At 68.4% G+C, this 20,539-nt stretch carries 19 protein-coding genes; 11 read left to right on the top strand and 8 right to left on the bottom strand.

Translation table 11 applies throughout. The annotated features are described in order from the left end of the window. The first annotated feature begins 44 nt into the window (after positions 1 to 44). The 3 genes from AC3A6B_RS01535 to AC3A6B_RS01525 all read left to right on the top strand — a co-directional run bounded on the left by AC3A6B_RS01535 (position 45) and on the right by AC3A6B_RS01525 (position 3,405). On the top strand, positions 45 to 1,214 hold the full coding sequence (locus AC3A6B_RS01535) for a BMP family ABC transporter substrate-binding protein (RefSeq protein ID WP_487834980.1): 1,170 nt from the start codon (positions 45 to 47) through the stop codon (positions 1,212 to 1,214). A gap of 146 nt (positions 1,215 to 1,360) precedes the next feature. Then, on the top strand, positions 1,361 to 2,350 hold the full coding sequence (locus tag AC3A6B_RS01530; RefSeq protein WP_487834979.1) for a Rieske 2Fe-2S domain-containing protein: 990 nt from the start codon (positions 1,361 to 1,363) through the stop codon (positions 2,348 to 2,350). Further along, entirely contained in the window at positions 2,350 to 3,405 is a 1,056-nt protein-coding gene (locus AC3A6B_RS01525) for an adenosine deaminase (protein ID WP_487834978.1), read from the top strand. The genes AC3A6B_RS01530 and AC3A6B_RS01525 overlap by 1 nt, the downstream gene beginning before the upstream one ends. 7 nt (positions 3,406 to 3,412) lie before the next feature. Here AC3A6B_RS01525 and AC3A6B_RS01520 read toward each other — a convergent pair whose 3' ends face one another. The 3 genes from AC3A6B_RS01520 to AC3A6B_RS01510 all read right to left on the bottom strand — a co-directional run bounded on the left by AC3A6B_RS01520 (position 3,413) and on the right by AC3A6B_RS01510 (position 4,963). After that, positions 3,413 to 3,613 carry a hypothetical protein gene (locus AC3A6B_RS01520; protein ID WP_487834977.1) on the bottom strand — a complete coding sequence of 67 codons (201 nt, stop codon included), beginning with the start codon at positions 3,611 to 3,613 and terminating at the stop codon, positions 3,413 to 3,415. 2 nt (positions 3,614 to 3,615) lie between these two features. Next, positions 3,616 to 4,002 carry a hypothetical protein gene (locus AC3A6B_RS01515; RefSeq protein WP_487834976.1) on the bottom strand — a complete coding sequence of 129 codons (387 nt, stop codon included), beginning with the start codon at positions 4,000 to 4,002 and terminating at the stop codon, positions 3,616 to 3,618. A 163-nt stretch (positions 4,003 to 4,165) separates the two neighbouring features. Next, on the bottom strand, positions 4,166 to 4,963 hold the full coding sequence (locus tag AC3A6B_RS01510) for a DUF1266 domain-containing protein (protein WP_487834975.1): 798 nt from the start codon (positions 4,961 to 4,963) through the stop codon (positions 4,166 to 4,168). A 244-nt stretch (positions 4,964 to 5,207) separates the two neighbouring features. Here AC3A6B_RS01510 and aptA point away from each other — a divergent pair, with 244 nt between their 5' ends. From aptA to AC3A6B_RS01480, 6 genes are read left to right on the top strand one after another with little or no spacing between them, the layout of a single operon-like run. Then, positions 5,208 to 6,551 (top strand): omega-aminotransferase AptA, encoded by a 1,344-nt coding sequence (gene aptA / locus AC3A6B_RS01505; RefSeq protein WP_487834974.1) that lies wholly within the window; start codon positions 5,208 to 5,210, stop codon positions 6,549 to 6,551. Between the two features lie 13 nt (positions 6,552 to 6,564). After that, complete coding sequence (locus AC3A6B_RS01500; RefSeq protein ID WP_487834973.1) at positions 6,565 to 7,656, top strand: C45 family autoproteolytic acyltransferase/hydrolase; 1,092 nt, start codon at positions 6,565 to 6,567, stop codon at positions 7,654 to 7,656. Positions 7,657 to 7,685: 29 nt separating this feature from the next. Then, positions 7,686 to 9,245, top strand: a complete 1,560-nt coding sequence (locus tag AC3A6B_RS01495; protein WP_487834972.1) for an ABC transporter substrate-binding protein — start codon at positions 7,686 to 7,688, stop codon at positions 9,243 to 9,245. 10 nt (positions 9,246 to 9,255) lie between these two features. Continuing rightward, the gene (locus AC3A6B_RS01490) at positions 9,256 to 10,197 is read left to right on the top strand and encodes an ABC transporter permease (protein WP_487834971.1); all 942 of its coding nucleotides are present in this window, start codon (positions 9,256 to 9,258) and stop codon (positions 10,195 to 10,197) included. Beyond that, the gene (locus AC3A6B_RS01485; protein ID WP_487834970.1) at positions 10,194 to 11,012 is read left to right on the top strand and encodes an ABC transporter permease; all 819 of its coding nucleotides are present in this window, start codon (positions 10,194 to 10,196) and stop codon (positions 11,010 to 11,012) included. Before AC3A6B_RS01490 ends, AC3A6B_RS01485 begins: the two co-directional genes overlap by 4 nt. Beyond that, complete coding sequence (locus AC3A6B_RS01480; protein ID WP_487834969.1) at positions 11,009 to 12,754, top strand: ABC transporter ATP-binding protein; 1,746 nt, start codon at positions 11,009 to 11,011, stop codon at positions 12,752 to 12,754. The genes AC3A6B_RS01485 and AC3A6B_RS01480 overlap by 4 nt, the downstream gene beginning before the upstream one ends. A 6-nt stretch (positions 12,755 to 12,760) precedes the next feature. On the opposite strand, the gene AC3A6B_RS01475 is transcribed toward AC3A6B_RS01480, so the two are convergent. Continuing rightward, positions 12,761 to 13,672 carry a GntR family transcriptional regulator gene (locus AC3A6B_RS01475; protein ID WP_487834968.1) on the bottom strand — a complete coding sequence of 304 codons (912 nt, stop codon included), beginning with the start codon at positions 13,670 to 13,672 and terminating at the stop codon, positions 12,761 to 12,763. A gap of 94 nt (positions 13,673 to 13,766) precedes the next feature. Between AC3A6B_RS01475 and AC3A6B_RS01470 the strand changes: the two genes are divergently transcribed. After that, complete coding sequence (locus tag AC3A6B_RS01470) at positions 13,767 to 14,861, top strand: BMP family ABC transporter substrate-binding protein (RefSeq protein ID WP_487834967.1); 1,095 nt, start codon at positions 13,767 to 13,769, stop codon at positions 14,859 to 14,861. A 5-nt stretch (positions 14,862 to 14,866) separates the two neighbouring features. Here AC3A6B_RS01470 and AC3A6B_RS01465 read toward each other — a convergent pair whose 3' ends face one another. Next, positions 14,867 to 15,529, bottom strand: coding sequence for an acyltransferase (locus tag AC3A6B_RS01465; RefSeq protein WP_487834966.1), 663 nt, complete (start codon positions 15,527 to 15,529; stop codon positions 14,867 to 14,869). Then, positions 15,526 to 16,671 (bottom strand): glycosyltransferase family 4 protein, encoded by a 1,146-nt coding sequence (locus AC3A6B_RS01460; RefSeq protein ID WP_487834965.1) that lies wholly within the window; start codon positions 16,669 to 16,671, stop codon positions 15,526 to 15,528. Before AC3A6B_RS01460 ends, AC3A6B_RS01465 begins: the two co-directional genes overlap by 4 nt. Positions 16,672 to 16,865: 194 nt before the next feature. On the opposite strand from AC3A6B_RS01460, the gene guaD reads away from it, so the two are divergent. Further along, positions 16,866 to 18,149 (top strand): guanine deaminase, encoded by a 1,284-nt coding sequence (guaD, locus tag AC3A6B_RS01455; protein WP_487834964.1) that lies wholly within the window; start codon positions 16,866 to 16,868, stop codon positions 18,147 to 18,149. A gap of 3 nt (positions 18,150 to 18,152) precedes the next feature. Here guaD and AC3A6B_RS01450 read toward each other — a convergent pair whose 3' ends face one another. Both AC3A6B_RS01450 and paaN read right to left on the bottom strand, forming a co-directional pair. After that, on the bottom strand, positions 18,153 to 18,758 hold the full coding sequence (locus AC3A6B_RS01450) for a phenylacetic acid degradation protein PaaY (RefSeq protein WP_487834963.1): 606 nt from the start codon (positions 18,756 to 18,758) through the stop codon (positions 18,153 to 18,155). Between the two features lie 13 nt (positions 18,759 to 18,771). Beyond that, positions 18,772 to 20,430, bottom strand: a complete 1,659-nt coding sequence (paaN, locus tag AC3A6B_RS01445) for a phenylacetic acid degradation protein PaaN (protein ID WP_487834962.1) — start codon at positions 20,428 to 20,430, stop codon at positions 18,772 to 18,774. Between the last annotated feature and the right edge of the window lie 109 nt (positions 20,431 to 20,539).

Raw genomic sequence — 20,539 nt, 5'->3', positions numbered from 1 at the left:
CGTTTTGTTTCTCTGCCAACCTGTCCTTTTCGAGGATTTCGACAATGAATGATCTGAACAAGCGTTCCCTGCTCAAGCTGGCTGCCTTCACCGCGGTCGCTTCGGCCGCCCTCATCGGCTGCGGCAAGAAGGAAGAAGCGCCGGCGCCTGCACCTGCCGCACCGGCTCCGGCTCCGAGCGCCGCGGCCCCCGCGCCCGCAGCGCCGCTGAACGTCGCGTTCGCCTATGTCGGTCCGGTGGGCGACGGCGGCTGGTCCTTCGCGCACGACAACGCGCGCAAGGCGATCGAGAAGGAGTTCGGCGGCAAGATCAAGACCACTTTCGTCGAGAGCGTGCCCGAGTCGGCCGATGCCGAGCGCGTGTTCCGCGACATGGTGGGCCAGGGCAACAAGCTGATCTTCGGCACCACCTTCGGCTACATGGAGCCGATGCTCAAGGTCGCGAACGACAACAAGGAAGTCAAGTTCGAGCATGCCACCGGCTACAAGACGGCCGAGAACATGCGCACCTACGACAGCCGCACCTACGAGGGCGCGTACATGGCCGGCATCATCGCGGGCGCGATGACCAAGAGCAACACGCTGGGCGTGGTCGGCTCGGTGCCGATCCCCGAAGTGCTGCGCAACATCAATTCCTTCACGCTGGGCGCCCAGTCGGTCAACCCGAAGATCACGACCAAGGTGGTGTGGGTCAACGAATGGTTCAGCCCGCCGAAGGAAACCGAGGCCGCCACGGCCCTCATCAACGGCGGCGCCGACGTGCTGTTCCAGAACACCGACTCGCCGGCCGTCCTCAAGACCGCGCAGGAAAAAGGCAAGCGCGCCTTCGGCTGGGATTCGGACATGACCGCCTACGGTCCCAAGGCTCACCTGGCCTCGGCCATCATCAACTGGACGCCGTACTACACCAAGGCCGTGCAGGACGCGCTCGACGGCAAGTGGGCCACCGGCCAGACCTGGTGGGGCGTGAAGGAAGGCGCGATCGACATCGTCTCGCTCGCCGAGGACGTGCCGGCCGAGACCAAGGCCAAGGTCGAGGAAGTCAAGAAGGGCCTGAAGGACGGCAGCTTCTCGATCTGGAAGGGCCCGATCGTCGCCCAGGACGGCAAGGAACTGATCGCCAAGGACGCGGTGGCCGACGACAAGTTCCTCTCGGGCGTGAACTTCTACGTCAAGGGCGTCGAGGGCAAGGTCCCTGGCGGCGAAAAGAAGTAAGGCCCCCCGGCTTTTCACTTCGCTGCGCTTCGTGTAACTCCACCCCCAAGGGGGAGGCGCGGCCGCCTTGGGGCGGCCCGGCGGCGTCCGCCTCCCGCGTTGGAAGGGTTGCCCACCGGCAACCCTTTTTCATTTCAAGTCCCACGATGATCGAAAAAGAACTCTGGCATCCCGTGGCGCTAGCCGAAGAGGTCGCGGATGCACCGCTCGCGGTACGCCTACTCGGCGACAAGCTCGTGCTGTGGCGCGGCGCGGCCGGCGCGGTGCAAGCATGGGCCGACCGCTGTCCGCACCGCGGCGCGCAGCTCTCGCTGGGCCGCGTGGTGCCGTGTGAGGGCGGCACGGCGCTCGAGTGCCCGTACCACGGGTGGCGCTTCGCGACCGGCGGTCAATGCGCGCACGTGCCGGCATTGCCCGAGTTCGTACCGCCGGCCACGCACCGCACGACCGTGCACGCCGCGCAGGAAGCCCATGGCCTGGTCTGGGTTCGGCTGCAAGGCGAGGGCGGCGCGCTCCCCGACTTCGCGGCCGAGCACGACGCGAAATTGCGCAAGCTCAACTGCGGCCCCTACGCGGTCGAAACCAGTGCACCGCGCCTGGTCGAGAACTTCCTGGACATGGCGCATTTCGGCTTCGTGCACGAAGGCTGGCTCGGCGCGCGCGAGATGACGGCCATCGACGACTACCGCGTCGAGGCCACGCCAGGCGGCCTGCTGGCGACCGGCTGCAGGGCCTGGCAGCCGCAGTCCACGATCAACTCCACGGCGCCGGCGAAGGTCGAATACAGCTACGAGGTGACGGCGCCCTACGCCGCGGTGCTGACCAAGATCCCCGAAGCGGCGAGCGTTGGCATGGCCGGCTACCAGGAATCGATCGCGCTTTTCATCTGCCCCGTCGATGCGGAGCGCAGCCGGGTATGGTTTCGCCTCGCCACCGCCGACTTTGCGCGCGATGATGCGCAACTGCGCGCATTCCAGGACACCATCTTCCTGCAGGACAAGCCGGTGCTCGAATCGCAGCAGCCCAAGCGCCTGCCGCTGGACCTGCGCGCCGAGCTGCACACCGCGGCCGACAAGGCCTCGTCTTTCTACCGCCGGCACCTCTTGGCGCGCGGCATCACTTTCGGAGTCTGCTGATGACGACCCAACGCACCGTTTCCCCCATTGCCGCCGACCGCCTGCCCGCGCTGCTGCGCGCCATGCCCAAGGCCGAGCTGCACATCCACATCGAAGGCTCGCTCGAGCCCGAGCTGATCTTCGCGCTGGCGCAGCGCAACGGCGTGGCCATTCCCTACGCCAGCGTCGAGGCGTTGCGCCGCGCTTACGCCTTCACCAACCTGCAGAGTTTCCTGGACATCTACTACGCCGGCGCCAGCGTGCTGCTTGCGCAGCAGGACTTCTACGACATGGCCTGGGCCTACCTCGAACGCGCCGCGGCCGACAACGTCGTGCACACAGAGATGTTCTTCGATCCGCAGACGCACACCGCGCGCGGCGTCGCGATGCAGACCGTGATCGACGGCCTGCACCGTGCCTGCGTCGACGCCAAGAGCAAGCTCGGCGTGAGCGCGGCGCTGATCCTGTGCTTCCTGCGCCACCTGAGCGAGGAGGATGCCTTCGCCACGCTCGAGCAGGCGCTGCCGTTTCGCGACCGCTTCATCGGCGTCGGACTCGACTCCAGCGAGCTCGGCCATCCGCCCGAGAAGTTCGCGCGCGTGTTCGCGCGCTGCCGCGAGCTGGGCCTCCACCTGGTCGCGCACGCGGGCGAGGAGGGACCGCCGGCCTACGTGTGGAGCGCGCTCGACGTGCTCAAGGTCGAGCGCATCGACCACGGCGTGCAGAGCACCAAGGACGCCGCGCTGATGAAGCGCCTGGCAGCGGACCGCATCCCGCTTACCGTCTGCCCGCTGTCCAACCTGAAGCTGTGCGTGTTCCCCGACCTGGCGCAGCACAACCTCGGTACCTTGCTCGATGCCGGCCTGGTCGCGACCGTGAATTCGGACGACCCGGCCTACTTCGGCGGCTACATGAACGAGAACTTCGTCCAGACCTTCGCTGCGACCGGCCTGGCGGCGCAGCATGCGTGGCAGCTGGCGGCCAACAGTTTCGAGGGGAGTTTTGTCGACGCGGCGACGAAAGCGCGCTGGATGGATCGCTTGAACGAGAGCTTTGCCGAGTTCGGCAAGGCTTGAGCCCGGCCTACTCGTCCAGGAAGCCCCCTCTGTAGAAGCTCCATGCCGTACCGTCGTGAAGATAGAAGTGGCCGTCGGCGCAGAAGTCCTTGCCCGGAAAGAATTCCCGGTATGCGCGTGGCACGAGGCGCGCCAGTTGCTCGTCGGACATTTCTTCGAACTGATCCGGCGTGATGGGCTGGCCTGCCTTGAGTCTGCGGGTTTCCATGGTCAAGGCCTGCGGCCGCGCCCGGTCCGCCGCATTTCCTTGCGGGTCTTCTGAAGTTCCGTCAACTGCGCAAGCTGGCTCGGGCAGTCCGCGTTGCTCGTGACCAGGACGAAGGGGCTGCGCCGCAGCGCCTCGACCGACTTCTCGACATCCGAGGGCATGCGATTCTTGTTGATCAGTCCGGCGGCGACGGCGGCCCTGGAGTCCTTGTAGAAGGCCTTCTCGAAGGCCGGGCTGCCGCAGCGCGCCGCGATCACGCGCCAGTCGGCCTCCTGCTGCTCGGCCGCGTTCGGCTCGGCCGTCTGTCGCTCCGTCTGGCCCTGGGCCGGCACGCAGATGCCGAGCACGGAGGCCGATAGGAGTGCTCCCAGTTCAAATCGCGCTTTCATGGATCTGCCCGCTTCCGGCGAACGCCGATGGGCGTCCGGCGTTTCGATCCTACTGCGGCGCCGCCGCGCGTGCAGGGCGACGCCGTGAACTATTGCGCCGAACCGCGGATGAAGTGACGGATTCGCGTCGACGCGTTGCGTCGTCGCTGCGCCGGGGAAAGCCTCAATGGAAGGACACGCTCTTGTACGGACTGCGCGGATCGCTCACCAGCATTGCATTCGTGCGCACCAGCGCTTCCTGCCGCGCTTCCGAGTAGTTCCAGATCAGGCCGGCTGCCACATAGGCCGCGCTCAGCTGGGCCCAGTTCCCGTAGGCGCCGCGAACCTGCGCGGACAGTCCGGACGCGAATCCCGTCAACTCGCTGCGATCGATATAGCCCAGTTCCACGCCCCAGCGCGAAAGGCTGGCCAGCCGCACGGCGTCCCATGCGACCAGGTCGTTGATCTCGACGGGCTGCACGCCGAGCGGCTTGCGCAGATCGCCCATCCAGTCGTTGTAGGAGCCCATGAGGGCGGCGATGTCGGTGACGCTCTTGCCGGTCTGGTTCGCAAAGTCCTCGTAGTTCAACTCGCCGCGCAGCTTCAGCATGAACAGGCCGGGAAAGACCACCGAGGCCACGGCGCGCAGCAGCAGCGGCGCCGCCTGGTGCGCGGCGTCGAGCTTGACCAGGGCGCGCCATGCGCCGAGGTACTTGCCGCGATGTCCTTCCTCCACCAGCCAGCGGGCCGTCTGCTCGAAGCTCGCGCGGTCCTGCACGCCCCACATGCCGGCGACGCCTTCGCGCAGCGCCTCCTTCGTCTGGCCGGTCTCGACGGCATTGACGAAGTTGCCGTTGTAGGCAGACAGGGGAGCGCTCAGCGTGACCAGCCATTGCTCCTCGGACGAGCATCGAGGCTCGGCGGCGAAGTGCAACTCATCGTTGTTCATCAGCGCATGGCCGATGGTGTCCATCAATCCCATTTGAATTACTCCTGCTGGGGTGTTCTTGTTGGCCGTCTGCACGAGCCCGCACGGGACGAACCGGCGACGAGGCGCGAATATATGCGGACAGCAGGCTGCAGCGCCATGCAGAAGAAGGTTCAAACCTGCCGTCGCGGCAGCCGCTGCGCTTGTATTTTTCGTGCCTGTATTTTTTGTATTTCCAAATTGAAAAATGCAATCTGGCGGCCTACGATGCCTGCGACGACATCCACCGACCCGCCTCATGCACGCCGCAGACCCCGCCTTCTCCACCAGGCTCGATGCCTACTGGATGCCCTTCACCGCCAACCGCAAGTTCAAGCGCGATCCGCGCTTCATCGTCGGGGCCGAGGGCATGCACTATCGAATGTCCGACGGGCAGCAGGTGCTCGATGCGATCGCGGGGCTCTGGTGCGTCAACGCGGGCCACAAGCATCCGAAGATCTCCGCCGCGCTCAAGGAGCAGATCGACACGCTGGACTACGCCTCCAGCTTCCAGATCGGCCATCCGCCGGCCTTCGAGCTCGCTGCGCGCATCGCCGAGCTCGCGCCCGGCGACCTCGACCACGTGTTCTTCACCAACTCGGGCTCGGAGTCGGTCGACACCGCGCTCAAGATGGCGCTGGCTTACCACCGGGCGCGCGGCGACGCCGGCCGCTATCGGCTGATCGGCCGCGAGCGGGCCTACCACGGCGTGGGCTTCGGCGGCATCTCGGTCGCGGGCATCGCCAAGCACCGCAATGCCTTCGGGCCGCTGCTGCCGGGCGTGGACCACCTGCCGCACACGCATGATCCGAAGCGCAATGCCTTCTCGCGCGGCGAGCCGGCGCATGGCGTCGAGCATGCCGATGCCCTGGAGGCCATCTGCGCGCTGCACGACCCCGCCACCATCGCGGCCGTGATCGTGGAACCGATCGCCGGCGCCACCGGCGTGCTGCCGCCGCCCGTGGGCTACTTGAAGCGCCTGCGCGAGATCTGCGACCGGCACGGCATCCTGCTGATCTTCGACGAGGTCATCACCGGCTTCGGCCGGCTGGGCGCCAACTTCGCGGCCGACTACTTCGGCGTGGTGCCCGACCTGGCGACCACGGCCAAGGGACTGACCAACGCGGTCGTGCCGATGGGCGCGGTGCTGGTGCGCAAGGGCGTCTACGACACCTTCATGAGCGGCAGCGAGAGCGGCGTCGAGTTCTCGCACGGCTACACCTACTCGGGCCATCCGTTGGCCTGTGCGGCCGCGCTGGCCACGCTGGACGTGCATGCGCAGGAGGGCCTGGCGCAGCGCGCGGCCGAGATCGCGCCGTACTTCGAGGAGGGGCTGCATTCGCTGCGCAATCTGCCCGGCGTGATCGACATCCGCAACCTGGGCCTGCTCGGTGCCGTCGAGTTGGCGCCCTGGGCGGGCCAGCCGGGCGCGCGGGCGCAGGCGGTGCAGCGCGACTGCATGGACAAGGGCGTGCTGGTCCGGCCGGTGGGCGAGAGCATCGCGCTGTCGCCGCCGCTGGTGATCTCGCGCGCCGAGGTCGACCAGGTGATCGACAGCCTGCGCCAGGGGATCGGCGGGGCGCAAACTTCCTTCGCGAGCTGACCGGGGCTGCATCATGGCATTGACCGCTTTTCCGCTGATCGACATCGAGGGCGACGCGCCGCAGCGCGGCCTGCAATACGGCCGTGCCGCCGGCGACCGCATCGCACTGTCCATCAAGACCTATCGCGCCGCCTACGAGAAGGTGGGGCTCGACTGGTCGCGCACCAAGGCGCTGGCGCGCCGCTTCGTGCCGCAGATCGAGGCCTTCGATCCCGAGTCGATGCGCGAGATCGAAGGCATCGCCGCCGGTGCCGAAGTCGAGCCCGAGGAGATCGTCGCGCTCAATGCGCGCAGCGAATTGCTCTATGCCCACGAGCAACTGGCCGCGACCGAGCCGCCCGACGGCTGCACCGGCGTGGTCGTGATGCCCGCCGCTTCGCGCGGCGGCCGGCTGATCCATGCCCAGAACTGGGACTGGCGCGTGGAGAGCGTGGACCTCGGCGTGGTGCTGCGCATCCGTCCGGCCGACGGCCCGGCGATCCTCACCTTCGTGGAAGCCGGCACGCTGGCGCGCGCGGGGCTCAACGAGCACGGCATCGCCCTCACCGGCAACTTCCTGAAGAGCGCGGACGACGGCCGCGCAACCGGCGTGCCGCTGCCGCTGATCCGGCGCTCGATCCTGAAGTCCACGCTCTACGCCCAGGCGCTGGGCGTGGTGTTCCGCAGCGCGCGCACCATCTCCAACAACATGATCATCAGCCACGCCGAGGGCGAGGCGGTGAGCCTGGAGACCTGCCCGCAGCAGGTGTTCTGGCAACTGCCCGAGAACGGCGTGCTCGTGCATGCCAACCATTTCAAGACGCCGGGCGCGCTGGCCCGCGTGCTCGACAGGAGCCTGGAGACCACGCCCGATTCGCTCTACCGCGACCGCCGCGTCTCCGAGTTCCTCCTGGCGCGCGCCGGCCAGCTCGGCGAGGAAGAAGTGATCGAGGCCCTGTCCGACCGCTTCGGCGCGCCGCGCGCGGTGTGCCGCGCACCGAGCGCCGGGCCGGGCGGCGCCACCTCGGCGACGGTGGCCACGATCGTGATCGATCCCGCGGCACGAAAGATGCGCATCGCGCCGACGCCGTTCCAAGAGCACATCTATACCGAGTATTCGCTCTAGGGCCGAGCCCGGAAGACCAGGAGACATTCATGAAGACCATCAGCCTCGGCCTTGCCATCTGCCTCGCCGGCCTCTCGCTCGGCATGGCCCATGCCCAGCCCCAGCCCGGCCAGATCCGCGTGGCCATGAACTCCGACATCCGCAGCACCAACCCCGGTGTGGGCCGCGACCAGAACTCCGACACCATCGTGCAGCACATCGTCGAAGGCCTGGTCGCGCATCGCGAGGACGGCACGGTCGGCCCGCTGCTGGCCGAGAGCGTGAAGTCCTCGGCCGACGGCCTGACATACACGTTCACCCTGCGCCAGGGCATCAAGTTTCACAACGGCGAGCCGCTCACCGCCGAGGACGCGGTCTGGTCGTGGAAGCGCTACCTGGCGCCCGCCACCAACTGGCAATGCCTGTCGCAGTTCGACGGCCGCGGGCGCAGCAAGATCGACAGCGTGAGCGCAGCCGATGCGCGCACCGTGGTCTTCAAGCTCGGCGCGCCGAATGCGTTGTTCCTCACCGAGATGTCGACCATCCAGTGCGGCGGCGGCGCGATCCTGCACAAGGACTCGGTCGCGGCCGACGGCAGCTGGAAGGCGCCGGTCGGCACCGGCCCCTTCGCCATCAAGGAATGGCGCAAGGGCCAGTTCATCGAGCTCGCGCGCTATGCCGACTACAAGGCGCGCGACGGCGAACGCGACGGCTACACCGGCAACAAGACGCCGCTGGTCGACAGCGTGCGCTTCGTCTTCATTCCCGACGAGAGCATCACGCGTGCGGCGCTGATCCGCGGCGACGTGGACCTGATGCCCTTCCTCTCGATCGAATCGCGCAAGGACCTGGGGCAGCGCAAGGGCTTCACGCTCGGCGCCGCCGTCACGCCGACCATGAACACGCTGCTGCTGCAGACGCGCGATCCGCTGCTCAAGGACGTGCGCATCCGCCGCGCGCTCGCGCTCTCGCTCGACGGCGAGCAGCTCGCGCAGGTGGTGTCGGGCGGTACGACGCGCTACAACGCCTCGGTGGTGGCGGAAGGCAGCAGCTACTACGGCAACGTGGAGCGCACCGGCTACAAGCGCGACCTCGAGCGCGCCAAGGCCCTGCTCAAGGAAGCCGGCTACGCCAACCAGCCGATCAAGCTGATCACCAACCGCCGCTATCCCGACAGCTACCAGAGTGCGCTGGTCGCGCAGGCCATGGCCAAGCAGGCCGGCCTGAACCTCGAGGTCGAGGTGCTCGAATGGGCGGCGCAGCTTGAGCGCTACACCAAGGGCGACTACCAGGCCATGGCCTTTCCCTATTCGTCGCGCATGGACCCGGCGCAGGCCTACGACGCCATCATGGGCCCCAAAGACACGCAGCCGCGCAAGGTCTGGGACAACCCCGAGGCGCAGGGCCTGCTGAAGGAGGCCTTCGTGAACGGCGACAAGGCGCAGCGTCAGGCCCTGTTCGACCAGCTGCACAAGGCCATGCTCGACGACGTCCCGATGCTGATGCTCTTCAATTCGAGCGACGAGTTCGCGCATTCGGATCGCGTTTCGGGCTACAAGTCCTGGGCCGCCGGCAAGGAACGCCTGTGGGGTGTGAAGCTCGCGCGCTGAGGCAGGGCAGATGCTGCGCTATGCACTGACCCGCCTCGCCATGGCGGCCTTCTCGCTGCTGCTGGTAGGCGCGGTCGTCTTCCTCCTGATCCGATCCATTCCGGGCGACCCGGCGCTGCTGATGCTGGGCGATTCGGCCGAGCCCGCGCAGCTGGCCGATCTGCGCCGCCAGCTCGGGCTGGACCGGCCGCTGCCCGTGCAGTTTGCCTACTGGCTCGGCGAGATGGCGACCGGCGACCTGGGCCAATCGCTGATCAGCCGCGAACCGGTGCTCGGCCTCCTGTGGGATCGCTTCAGCGTCACCGCCACCATCGTGTTGAGCGCAGTCGCGCTGGCCGCGCTCATCGCGGTGCCGGCCGGCATGCTGGCCGCCTGGCGGCAGAACCGCTGGCAGGACCTGGCGGTGGTCGGCGTCTCCACCGCCTTGCTCTCGATCCCGAGCTTCTGGCTCGGCATGATGCTGCTGCTCCTGTTCGGCATCGTGCTGCAGTGGGTGCCGGTGGTGGGCTACGTGCCCTTCAACGAGAACGCCGCGCAGGCGCTCAAGGTACTGGCACTGCCGGTCGCGACGCTGGTGCTGGTCGAGCTCGGCACACTGGCGCGCATGGCGCGGGCCAGCACGCTCGACGTGCTGCAACTCGAATACATCGCCCATGCACGGGCCAAGGGCGCGTCGGAGCGCTCGGTGCTGTTCAAGCATGCCTTCCCCAACGCCTTTGCGCCGACCTGGACGCTGATCGGCCTGATCCTCGGCAACCTGCTCGGCGGTGCCGCGGTGGTCGAGACGGTGTTCACGCTGCCGGGCCTCGGGCGCCTGCTGGTGGACGCGATCTATGCGCGCGACTACCCCGTCATCCAGGGCTGCCTGATGTTCATCGCCGCGATCTACGCGCTGGTCAACCTGCTGGTCGACCTCGCCTATCCGCTCTTCGATCCGAGGGTGAAGCTGTGACGAGGAAGCTGCGCCTCAATGCCTGGATCGGCGGAGCGCTGCTCGCGCTGGTGCTCGGCGCCGCCGCGCTGGGCGCGCTGTGGCAGCCCTACGATCCGACGCTGCCCGACTTCATGGCGCGCCTGCAGGGCCCCTCGGCCGCGCACTGGCTGGGCACCGACGACCTGGGCCGTGACGTGCTCTCGCGCGCGCTGGCCGGCGCCGCCTCCAGCGTGACGGTGAGCGTGGTCACGGTGCTGATCGCGGTGCTGCTCGGCGCCGTGCTCGGCACGCTCTCGGGCTTCCTGCGCGGCTGGTTCGACCAGGTCGCGATGACGTTCAACGACGTGCTGCTCGCCTTCCCCGGTCTCCTGTTCGCGCTCGCGATCATGGCCACCTTCGGCCCCAGCCGCTGGGGCGTGATCTTCGCGCTGGCGCTGGCCTTCCTGCCTTCGGTGGTGCGGGTCGTGCGCGGCACCGTGCTCTCGCTGCGCGAGAAGGAGTTCATCGATGCCTCGCGCGTGATGGGCAATTCGCCGCTCTACACGCTGTGGCGCCATGTGCTGCCGGGCTGCATCCCGCCGCTCACCGTGCTGACCACGGCGATGTTCGGCTGGGTGCTGCTGTCCGAAAGCGCCCTGAGCTTCCTCGGCCTCGGCGTGCCGCCGCCGGCGCCCACCTGGGGCGGCATGCTGTCGGACAGCCGGGCCCACATCGATCAGGCACCATGGCTCGCGATCTTTCCGGGCCTCTGCATCTCGCTCGCGCTGCTGGGCGTCAACCTGTTCGGTGACGCGATGCGCGACTGGGCCGATCCGCGCATGGAGGGGCGATGAGCGACGAGACCGCGCTGCTGCGCATCGAGGGGCTGCGCCTGCGCTCCGGCACTGGCGCGCCGCTGGTGGACGGCGTGAGTTTCGACATCCACTCGGGCGAGATGGTGGCGGTGGTCGGCGAATCGGGCAGCGGCAAGAGCCTGACCGCGCGCGCCATCCTGAACCTGCTGCCGCCGGGCGTGGAGATCGCGGGTGGCGCCATCCGCTTCCAGGGCCGCGATCTGCTCACGCTGGCGCGCGAGCCGCTGCGCGCGGTGCGCGGCGCGCGCATCGGCATGGTGTTCCAGGAACCGCTGGTGTCGCTGAACCCGGCCATCCGCATCGGCGAGCAGATGGCTGAGGGGTTGCGGCTGCACACCACGTTCGACGCGGCCGAGATCCGCGCGCGCTCGATCGAGATGCTGGCACGCGTGCGCGTCGCGCGGCCGGAGCGCTGCCTCGATGCCTATCCGCACCAGTTCTCGGGCGGCATGCGCCAGCGCATCATGCTGGCCTCCGTCATGCTGCTGAAGCCCGCCCTGCTGCTGGCGGACGAACCGACGACCGCACTCGACATGCTGGTGCAGCGCGAGGTGCTCGACGTGATGGGCGAGCTTGCTGCCGAGATGGGCACGGCTGTGCTGCTGATAAGCCACGACCTCGCGCTGGTGGCCGAGCGAGCGCGCCGCGTGGTCGTCATGAACAAGGGCCGCGTGGTGGAGCAGGGCGAGGCCGGCGACATTCTTCTGCGCCCGCAGCAGGCGTACACGCGGCAATTGCTTGCGGCGCTGCCGGCCAGGGGGCCCGTGCGCGAGCCGGCGCAGTCCGCGCCGCTGGTCGAGCTCGAGCAACTGCGGGTGAGCTTCCCGGGCGCACGGCGCGGCTTCCGGCGTGCGCCGCCGGTGGAAGCGGTCAAGGGCGTGAGCCTGCAGCTGCATGCCGGCGAAACCCTGGCGGTGGTCGGCGAGTCGGGCTCGGGCAAGACCACCGTGGCGCGCGTCATGACGCAGCTGATCCAGCCCTCCGGCGGCACGCTGCGCTTCGAGGGCCGCGATGTGGCCGCCTTCGGCAAGGCCGAGCGCATGCGCTTCCAGCGCGCGGTGCAGATGGTGTTCCAGGACCCGTACTCCTCGCTCGATCCGCGCATGCGGCTCGATGCGATCGTGGCCGAGCCCTTGCGCCACGACCCCGAGCTGACCGGCTCGCAGCGCCTGCAAAAAGCCCGAGCCCTGCTGGCCGAGGTCGGGCTGCCATCCGAGTTCGCCTCCCGCTTTCCGCACCAGATCTCGGGCGGCCAGCGCCAGCGCGTGGCCATCGCGCGCGCCGTCATTCCCAACCCGCGCGTGGTGGTGGCCGACGAGCCGGTCTCGGCGCTGGACGCGACCGTGCAGAAGCAGGTGCTGGAACTGCTGCAGCGGCTGCAGCAGCGTTACGGCTTTGCGCTGCTCTTCGTCTCGCACGATCTCGGCGTGGTGGAAAGCGTGGCCGACCGCGTGGCCGTGATGCACCTGGGCCACCTGATCGAATGCGGTACGCGCGACGCCGTGTTCGACCGCCCGCACCATCCCTACACGAGGGCCCTGCTGTCCGCCGCGCCGGCGCTGGTGCCCGAGGCCGGGGGCTTCAGGCTCCAGCGGCGCGAAGCCGCGAACAAGACGATGCCGCAGGGCTTTGCGGCCTTCGACAGCGCGACGGCGCCCGGCGATGTGCCGGAGTGGCTCGAAGTGGGCCTGGGCCACCGCGTGGCGGCCGGCGTGCTCTGACGGTCATCAGCCCAGCTTGCCGGCCACGCGCTTCTCGAGGATGTCGCTCGCGCCCTGCAGGTGCGCGCGCATCAGCAGCGCGGCTTCCTTCGGCCTGCCGCGCTCGATCGCGTCGAGCATCGCGAGATGCTCCTGGCAGGACTCGCGCAGCCGCTCCACGTTGACCAGCGGGTAGTCCGACAGGTCACTGATGCGGCGCAGCCGGTTCTGTTCCTGCACCGCTTTCAGCATGAAGCGGTTGCCCGAGGCGCCGGCCAGCAGCTCGTGGAATTCGGCATTGGCTTCGAAGAAGTCGAGCCACGAGCGCCGGGTGGCGTGGTTGATCAGCGACTGCTGGCGCTGCCTGCAGGCGGCCAGCCGTTCAGGATCCATGCGGAAGCCGGGCTCGGCCAGCGCGGCGCATTCCAGCACCATGCGAAAGCGGTAGCTCTCGCGTTCGCTGTCGGCGTCCAGCGCCTCGGCAAATTCCCAGCGCTGGCCGCGCCGGCCGCGCACGATGCCGTGCTGCAGCATCCGCACCAGCACCTCGCGCACCAGCGTGGCACGCTGGCCATAGGCCTGTTCGAGTTCGCGCTCGGTCACCTGCGCGCCGATGCGTCCAGCGGTGCGGTCGCGCAGCAGCTGGTAATAGAAGGTGCTGGCTTCGTCCTGCGGCAGCGCACGCTGCACGCGCGCCAGTTCGGCCTGCGAGGCCTGCAGCGTGTAGCCGCGATGCGGCGCATGGTCCAGGAGGCCGCGCTGGTGCAGGAACCGCAGCGCCGCGCGCACCGGCGTGCGCGAGATGCCGAGCCTGGCGGTGAGTGCGAGTTCGGTCAGCCGGTCGCCGGCCTCGAAGCGGCCTGCGATCGCCTGGTCGAGGATCTGGCGGGTGGCCAGCAGGGCGAGGCGGGTGGCGGGGGACTCGGGAGCGACGGCCATCCGGCGAGCTTAGCGTGCGTGCCGGTAAAATACGCCGCGGCGCTGCTGCCCCCGCGGCGCCATTTTCTTTTCCGGGGCCATGTAGAGGAACACCATGTACAAAAACCTCGCGGGCAGCGCCATGGCGCTCGCAGCCGCCTGTTTTCTATCGCCTTCATTCTCCCAACCGAAGCCCGCCGCCGATCCGCTCAAGATCGGCTTCGTGTACGTCGCGCCTGTCACCGATGCCGGTTGGGTGCGGCAGCATGAAGAGGGCCGCAAGGCCGTCGAGGCCGCATTGCCCGGCAAGGTGAAGACCACCTTCGTCGAGAACGTGCCCGAGGGCGCCGATGCCGAACGCGTGATCCGCGATCTCGCGCAGCGGGGCAACAAGCTCATCTTCACGCCGAGCTTCGGCTACATGGAGCCCACGCTGAAGGTGGCGCGCGATTTCCCGGACGTGAGGTTCGAATCCATCACCGGCTACAAGGCCGCGCCCAACGTCGCGACCGCGAACGCGCGCTACTACCAGGGCCGCTACCTCGCCGGCGTGGCGGCCGGCCGCATGACGAAGACCCATATCGCGGGCTACGTGGCCGGCTTCCCCATCCCCGAAGTGGTGCAGGGCATCAACGCCTTCACGCTCGGCATGCGCTCGGTCGATCCGCAGGCGCAAGTCAAGGTCGTCTGGCTCGATGCCTGGTTCGACCCGCCGAAGGAGCGCGATGCCGCGATGACGCTGTTCAACCAGGGCGTCGACGTGATCGCCTTCCATACCGGCTCCACTGCCGTCATGGCCGCGGCACAGGAGCGCGGCAAGATGGCCGTGGCCTACCACTCCGACATGCGCAAGGTCGCGCCGGATGCGCAGATCCTCGCCGTCACCCACCAGTGGGGCGGCTACTACACGCAGCGCGCGCAGGCCGTGCTCGACGGCAGCTGGAAGGCCACCAGCGTCTGGGGCGGCGTCAAGGAGGGGATGATCCGCGTCGGCGACTTCGGGCCCCAGGTGCCGAAGGCCGTGCAGGAGGAGGTGCTGGCGCGCCAGCAGGACATCGCCAGCGGCAAGCTGCAGGTCTTTCGCGCGGTCGAGGATGTGCGCGACAACGAAGGCAAGCTCGCCATCGCCAAGGGCACGAGCCTGCGCGACGACCAGATCCTCACGATGAACTGGCTGGCCGAGGGCGTACAGGGGCGCATCGCGCGCTGAGCGGCTCAGTGCACGAAGCCGCGCTCGCGGTGGAAGTACTTCGCCTCGCGATCGAGGGTCTTGACCTGCATCGCCGGCGAGCCCGCATAGACCGCGTACTCCTCGGTGTGCGCCTTGTTGAGCACCGAGCCCGCGCCCAGCATCGAGCGGTCGGGCAGGGCGGCGCCGCCGAGCACCGTGACGCGCGTGCCGACCAGGCAGTAGGCGCCGATGCGGATCGGCCTGCAGTCCTGGCGGTTGTCCACCACGTTGATGCCGTGCGTGATCAGCTGCGAGTGGTAGCCCGCGATGGTGGTGAAGGCGCCGATGTCGACGCGGTCGGTGCAATCGATGATGTGCTGCTTTGTAACGGCCGCGTGCTCGCCCAGCACCAGGGTCGGGTCGCGATCGGTGCGGTGCGTGAAGTGCGCGCCCTTCGGCGGATGGCCGGTGATCCAGTTGGAGCGGTCGATGACCGAATGCGCACCGCATTCGAGCCGGCCCAGATGGATGGCGACGTTGAAGTGGCCGATGTAGGCCCCTTCGCCCATGACCAGCTGCCCCGGGAAGACGTAGGACAGCCCGATGCGCGCTCCGTCGGCGATCTGGTAGCCCCAGAAGCGGCGCAGCACCCGGCGCTTGAGCGCCCAGGGCAGGAACACCACGGCCAGCGCCAGCAGCTTCTTCACCGGCTCGTCTTTCGCTCTTCGATCACCCGGCGGTAGGCCGCCACGTAGTTCGATGCCATCTGCGCCGCGCTGTAATGCGTGGCGTTCTCGAGCCCGAGCCGGCGCATTTCGTCGAAGCGCGGCGCGGCCTGCTCGATGGCTGCGGCGATGGCGGCGGGATCGTGGGGGTTTACGTAGACCGCGCCCGGACCCCCGATCTCGTTCATCGGTGCGAGGTCGGAGGTGAAGACCGGGCAGCCGCAGGCCTGGGCTTCGATGATCGGCCAGCCGAAGCCTTCCTGCAGCGATGGGAAGAGCAATGCCGTGGCGTTGGCGTAGAGCGCGCGCAGCTGTTCGTGCGAGACGCCCTGTACCGTCTTGACGCGGTCGGCAACGCCGTGCTTGCGCGCCAGCTCGGCCATCTCCGGCACCAGCTCGGGCCCGACGAAAAGGAGCTGCTCGACCGGCGCCGCGACGCCGCTCGCGGCCGCGCGCTCCTGCAGCGCGATGAAGGCCTCGAGCACGGTGCGGCGGTTCTTGCGCGCCAGATCCCAGCCGACGTGGATCAGGTACTTGTCGTGCACGGAGATACCGAAGCCTTCGACGAGGGGCTGCGCCTCGTCCGGAGGCACGGGCCGGAAATCGTCGTTCAAGCCGTTCTGCACCACGCTGACCTTGGACTCCCGCGCGAGGCCCAGCGCCAGCAGCTCGCGCCGGGTCAGATCCGATACGCAGGTGACCAGATCGGCGGCGGCCAGGCCCTTGACGATCAGCCGCTGGAACAGCCGGCCGGTCCAGCTCACGTTCCAGCCCTCGACCATGCCCTTGGCGGCCTGCACCGCGATCACGTCGTGGCAGGTGATGATGTTGGGCTTTTTCTTCACCCAGGGGATGTACATGCCGTTGGAGTGGTCGGTCACGTGCACCACGTCGGCCCAGCGCAGGTGGCGCGCGAGCGAGGGGATGAAGAGGATGAACTTGTCCACGTAGCCCAGCCACTTCCAGAGGCGCGACGTGGTCGGCACCCGCAGCACCCGCCGGGGCGGGGTGAGCACGCGCAGCTCGCAGCCGGCGTGGGGGAGTTCGCGTTCCAGAATGCGTTTGAAAGCCAGCATGCTGGTCTGGCCGTCGGGGACATAGTTCCCGATGAGAAGCACTTTCATGTTAGGGGCAATACCTGCATGCGCGGCGGTCGGCGTCGCGTGGATTCATCGCTGTTCCTGTTGGGTTGAAGGCGGATTATGTTCGAGCGGCGAATGCGGCCGTAGGATGTGCCACTGCCGAGCGCGGCTGTCATATAGCCTCCATATGCGCTCGCACATTCCGTACCGGCTTCGCTGCCTTACCCTCCACGCCCATGCAAGCGTACCGTGCCTCCCTTTTGCGATTCGACGCCGCCGGCCAGCCGGTTTTCGACCAAGACGGCCTGCTGGTGGTCGGCCCCGACGCCGACGGCCGCCAGCGCGTGCTGGACGCCGGCGCCTTTGCCGCCGTGGTGGCCCGCCATCCGGGCGTGGCCGTCACGCACTGGCCGGGGCGCATCCTGGCGCCGGGCTTCGTCGACATGCACATCCACTTCCCGCAGACCGACATCATCGGCGCGCCCTCGGAAGGCCTGTTGCCCTGGCTCGAGAACTACACCTTTCCGGCCGAGAGCCGCTTTGCCGACCCGGCGCATGCGGCGGCGGTGGCCGAGGTCTTCTTCGACGAGCTGCTGCGCAACGGCGTCACCACTTCGCTGACCTTCGCGACTTCGCATCCGCAGTCGGTGCAGGCTTTCTTCGGGGCGGCGCAGCGCCGCCGGCTGCGCATGATCACGGGCAAGGTGCTGCAGGATCGGCATTCGCCCGACGGCGTGCGCGACCAGACCGAACAGAGCCTGGTCGACACCGAGTCGCTGATCCGCCAGTGGCACAACGTCGACCGGCTGGGCTATGCGATCACGCCGCGCTTCGCGCCGACCAGTACCGACGCGCAGCTGCGCGGCGCCGGCGAGCTGGCGGCGAAGTATCCGGACACCTGGATCCATTCGCACGTGGCTGAGAACAAGGACGAAGTGAAGTGGGCGCGCGAGCTGTTCCCCGGCGCGTGCTCCTACCTCGACGTCTATGCCGGCTTCGGGCTGATGCGCGAGCGCGCCGTCTATGCCCATTGCATCCACTTCGACGACGACGACCGGCGCCTGATGCGCGACACCGGCACCGCCTCGGCCGTGAGCCCGACCAGCAACCTGTTCCTCGGCAGCGGCTTCTTCGACTTCGAGGGCGCGGACCGCATCGGCCATGCCTACGGCCTGGCCAGCGACGTCGGCGGCGGCACCAGCTTCAGCCCCTTCTCGACCATGATGGCCGCCTACTACGTGGGCCGCGAGGGCCAGACCAAGCCGGGCATCAGCATCCCGCCTTCGCAGCTGTGGTGGCGCCACACGGGCGGGGCGGCCCGTGCGCTGGGGCTCGAAGGCGTCATCGGCAACCTGCAGCCGGGCTGCGAGGCCGACTTCCTGGTGATCGATCCGAAGGCCACGCCCTTGCTCGCGCGCAAGACCTCGCTCGCAAACAACCTCGAGGAGCTGCTGTTCGCGATGATCGTGCTGGGCGACGACCGGCTGATCGAGCGGGCCGTCATCTCCGAAGCGCTGTAGCGCTCAGTCGCCGCGCCGGGTCGCGATCAGCGAGCGCACCTCCGGCGATTGCAGCCGCGGCCGGCTTGTCTCGATGGCGCGCAGCGGCTCGGTTTCCACCAGGCTGGCCAGGGAGCGCCGCGTGAGGTCCTGGTAGGTCTCGGTGCCTTCGCGCTTCCACGCGATCTCGTCGTCGCCGAGCTCGCGCCGCACCGTGGCGGGAATGCCGGCCGCCAGGCTCTTCGCCGGCACCCGCATGCCGGCCGGCACGAGGGCGCAGGCGGCGACGAATGCGAAGGCGCCGATCTCGGCCTCGTCCATCACCACCGCGTTCATGCCCACCAGCGCATCGTGCCTCACGACGCAGCTGTGGAGCACGGCGCCGTGGCCGATGTGGCCGTTTTGCTCGACCACCGTGTCCTGGTCGGGGAAGCCGTGGATCGTGCAGTTGTCCTGCACGTTGGCGCCGCGCTCCAGCACGATGCGGCCGAAGTCGCCGCGCAGGCTCGCGCAGGGGCCGACATAGCAGCCGGGGCCGACGATCACGTCGCCGATCAGCACGGCCGTGGGGTGCACGTAGGCAGTGGCGTCGACCACCGGGACGACGCCTTCGAGTGCGTAGCAGGGCATGGCAGCTCCCGGATCAGGCGTGGCGGCGGTGCTGCACGACCACGAAGCGGTCGGCCACGAAGGCGAGGGTGGTGTAGGCCGCATTGGCTGCCGGATTGCCGCCGGTGGCGTGAAAGTCGGAGAAGCCGGCCGACTGGTTGACCATCACGCTCTGGGTGAGGTTGATCGAAAGCGCCACCCGTGCGCGCCGTGCGGCGTTCACCATGAGGTCGACGTACGCGTCGTCGGTGCTGTAGAGACCGAGGGTCATGGCGCCGTGGCGGCGCACGCTGCGCTCGGCGAGTTCGAGCGCGGCCTCGCGCGAAGGCACGGCCACCAGATAGGACACCGGGCCGAAGTATTCCTGCTCGTAGACATCGGCATCCTCGATGCCCAGCGCGGCAATCGCCGGCGTGCGCACCTCGGCTTGCGGGAATTCGGGATGTTCGAGCTTGCGCGAGGCCAGCACCGTGCGGCCGACCTTCCCGGCCTTGTCCAGCCGTTCGAGGGTTTGCGGCGAGCCGATGGCGCCGAGCACCGTCAGGGCTACCTTGGGGTCGGCCAGCAGCTGTTCGATCGCCTGTGCGAGATCGGCACCGACCTGTTCGAAGCTCTTATGTCCCTGGTCGGTGCGGATGCCTTCCGCGGGCACCAGCAGGTTCTGCGTGGTGGTGCACATCTGGCCGCTGTAGAGCGAGAGCGACAGCGCGAGGTTGCGCAGCATGGCGCCATAGGCGTCGGTCGATTCGATGACGACCAGGTTCACGCCGGCCATCTCGGCATAGAGGCGGGCCTGCGTTGCATGCGCCTGCAGCCAGCGGCCGAAGACATTACCGCCCGTGTAGTCGATGGAGGTCACTGCGGGGTGGGTGGCCAGCATCTGCGCGAGTTGCGGCTGGGTGCTCACCGCGAGCGTCACCAGGTTGGGGTCGAGCCCTTCTTCGGCCAGCACCTCGCGCAGCACGCTGACCGTGATCGCCGCCGGCAGCACGGCATTGGGATGGGGCTTGACGATCACCGGGTTGCCGGTGGCGAGCGCTGCGAACAGGCCGGGGTAGGTGTTCCAGGTCGGAAAGGTGGCGCAGCCGATCACCAGCGCGACGCCGCGACCCACGACGTCGAAGCGTTTCTTCAGCACCGCGGGCGGATTCTTGCCTTGCGGCTTTTCCCAGGTGGCCTCCGCCGGCACGTCGGCCATGGCTTTCCAGGCGGTGGCGATGGCCTCGAGCGCGCGGTCCTGTGCATGCGGGCCGCCGGCCTGGAAGGCCATCATCGGCCCTTGGCCCGTGGTCAGCATCACGGCATGCGCGATCTCGAAGCTGCGTGAGTGGATGCGCTTCAGGGCTTCGAGCAGCACGCCCACTCGGCCTTCGGGGCCGATGGCCTGCCAGGCGGGCTCGGTCGCCAGCGCGGTGGCGACCAGGGCCTCGCCCTCGCATTCGGGATAGCGGATGTCGAGCGCGACGCCGAAGGGCGAGCGCTCGGTGGCAACGCGTGCACGTTCGCCGGGCTGGTCCAGCAGATAGTCCTTGCCGCAGAGCGCGAGCACGGCATTCCGGCCCTCGGCTTGTGCGCTTTCACCATAGACCTTGGGCGAAGGGGCTTCCGGAAAGGGGGACCAGTGGCCGCGGTGGGCGAGGGCGCGCAGGGCGTCGTCAAGCAGCGTGCGATGGCGGTCGAACAGGGCGGTCATCAGAAAGTCTCCGGTATGTGGAAAAACAGGTGCCGCGCGCCGGCCTCAGGGTTAGTACCAAAGGACAAGACTTGCGGCGGCAAGACGGCGAATCCTATAATCAACCGAA

The organism is Variovorax sp. Soil_C_33 (assembly GCF_057656935.1).
This window is presented reverse-complemented; position numbering and strand designations above follow the sequence as displayed.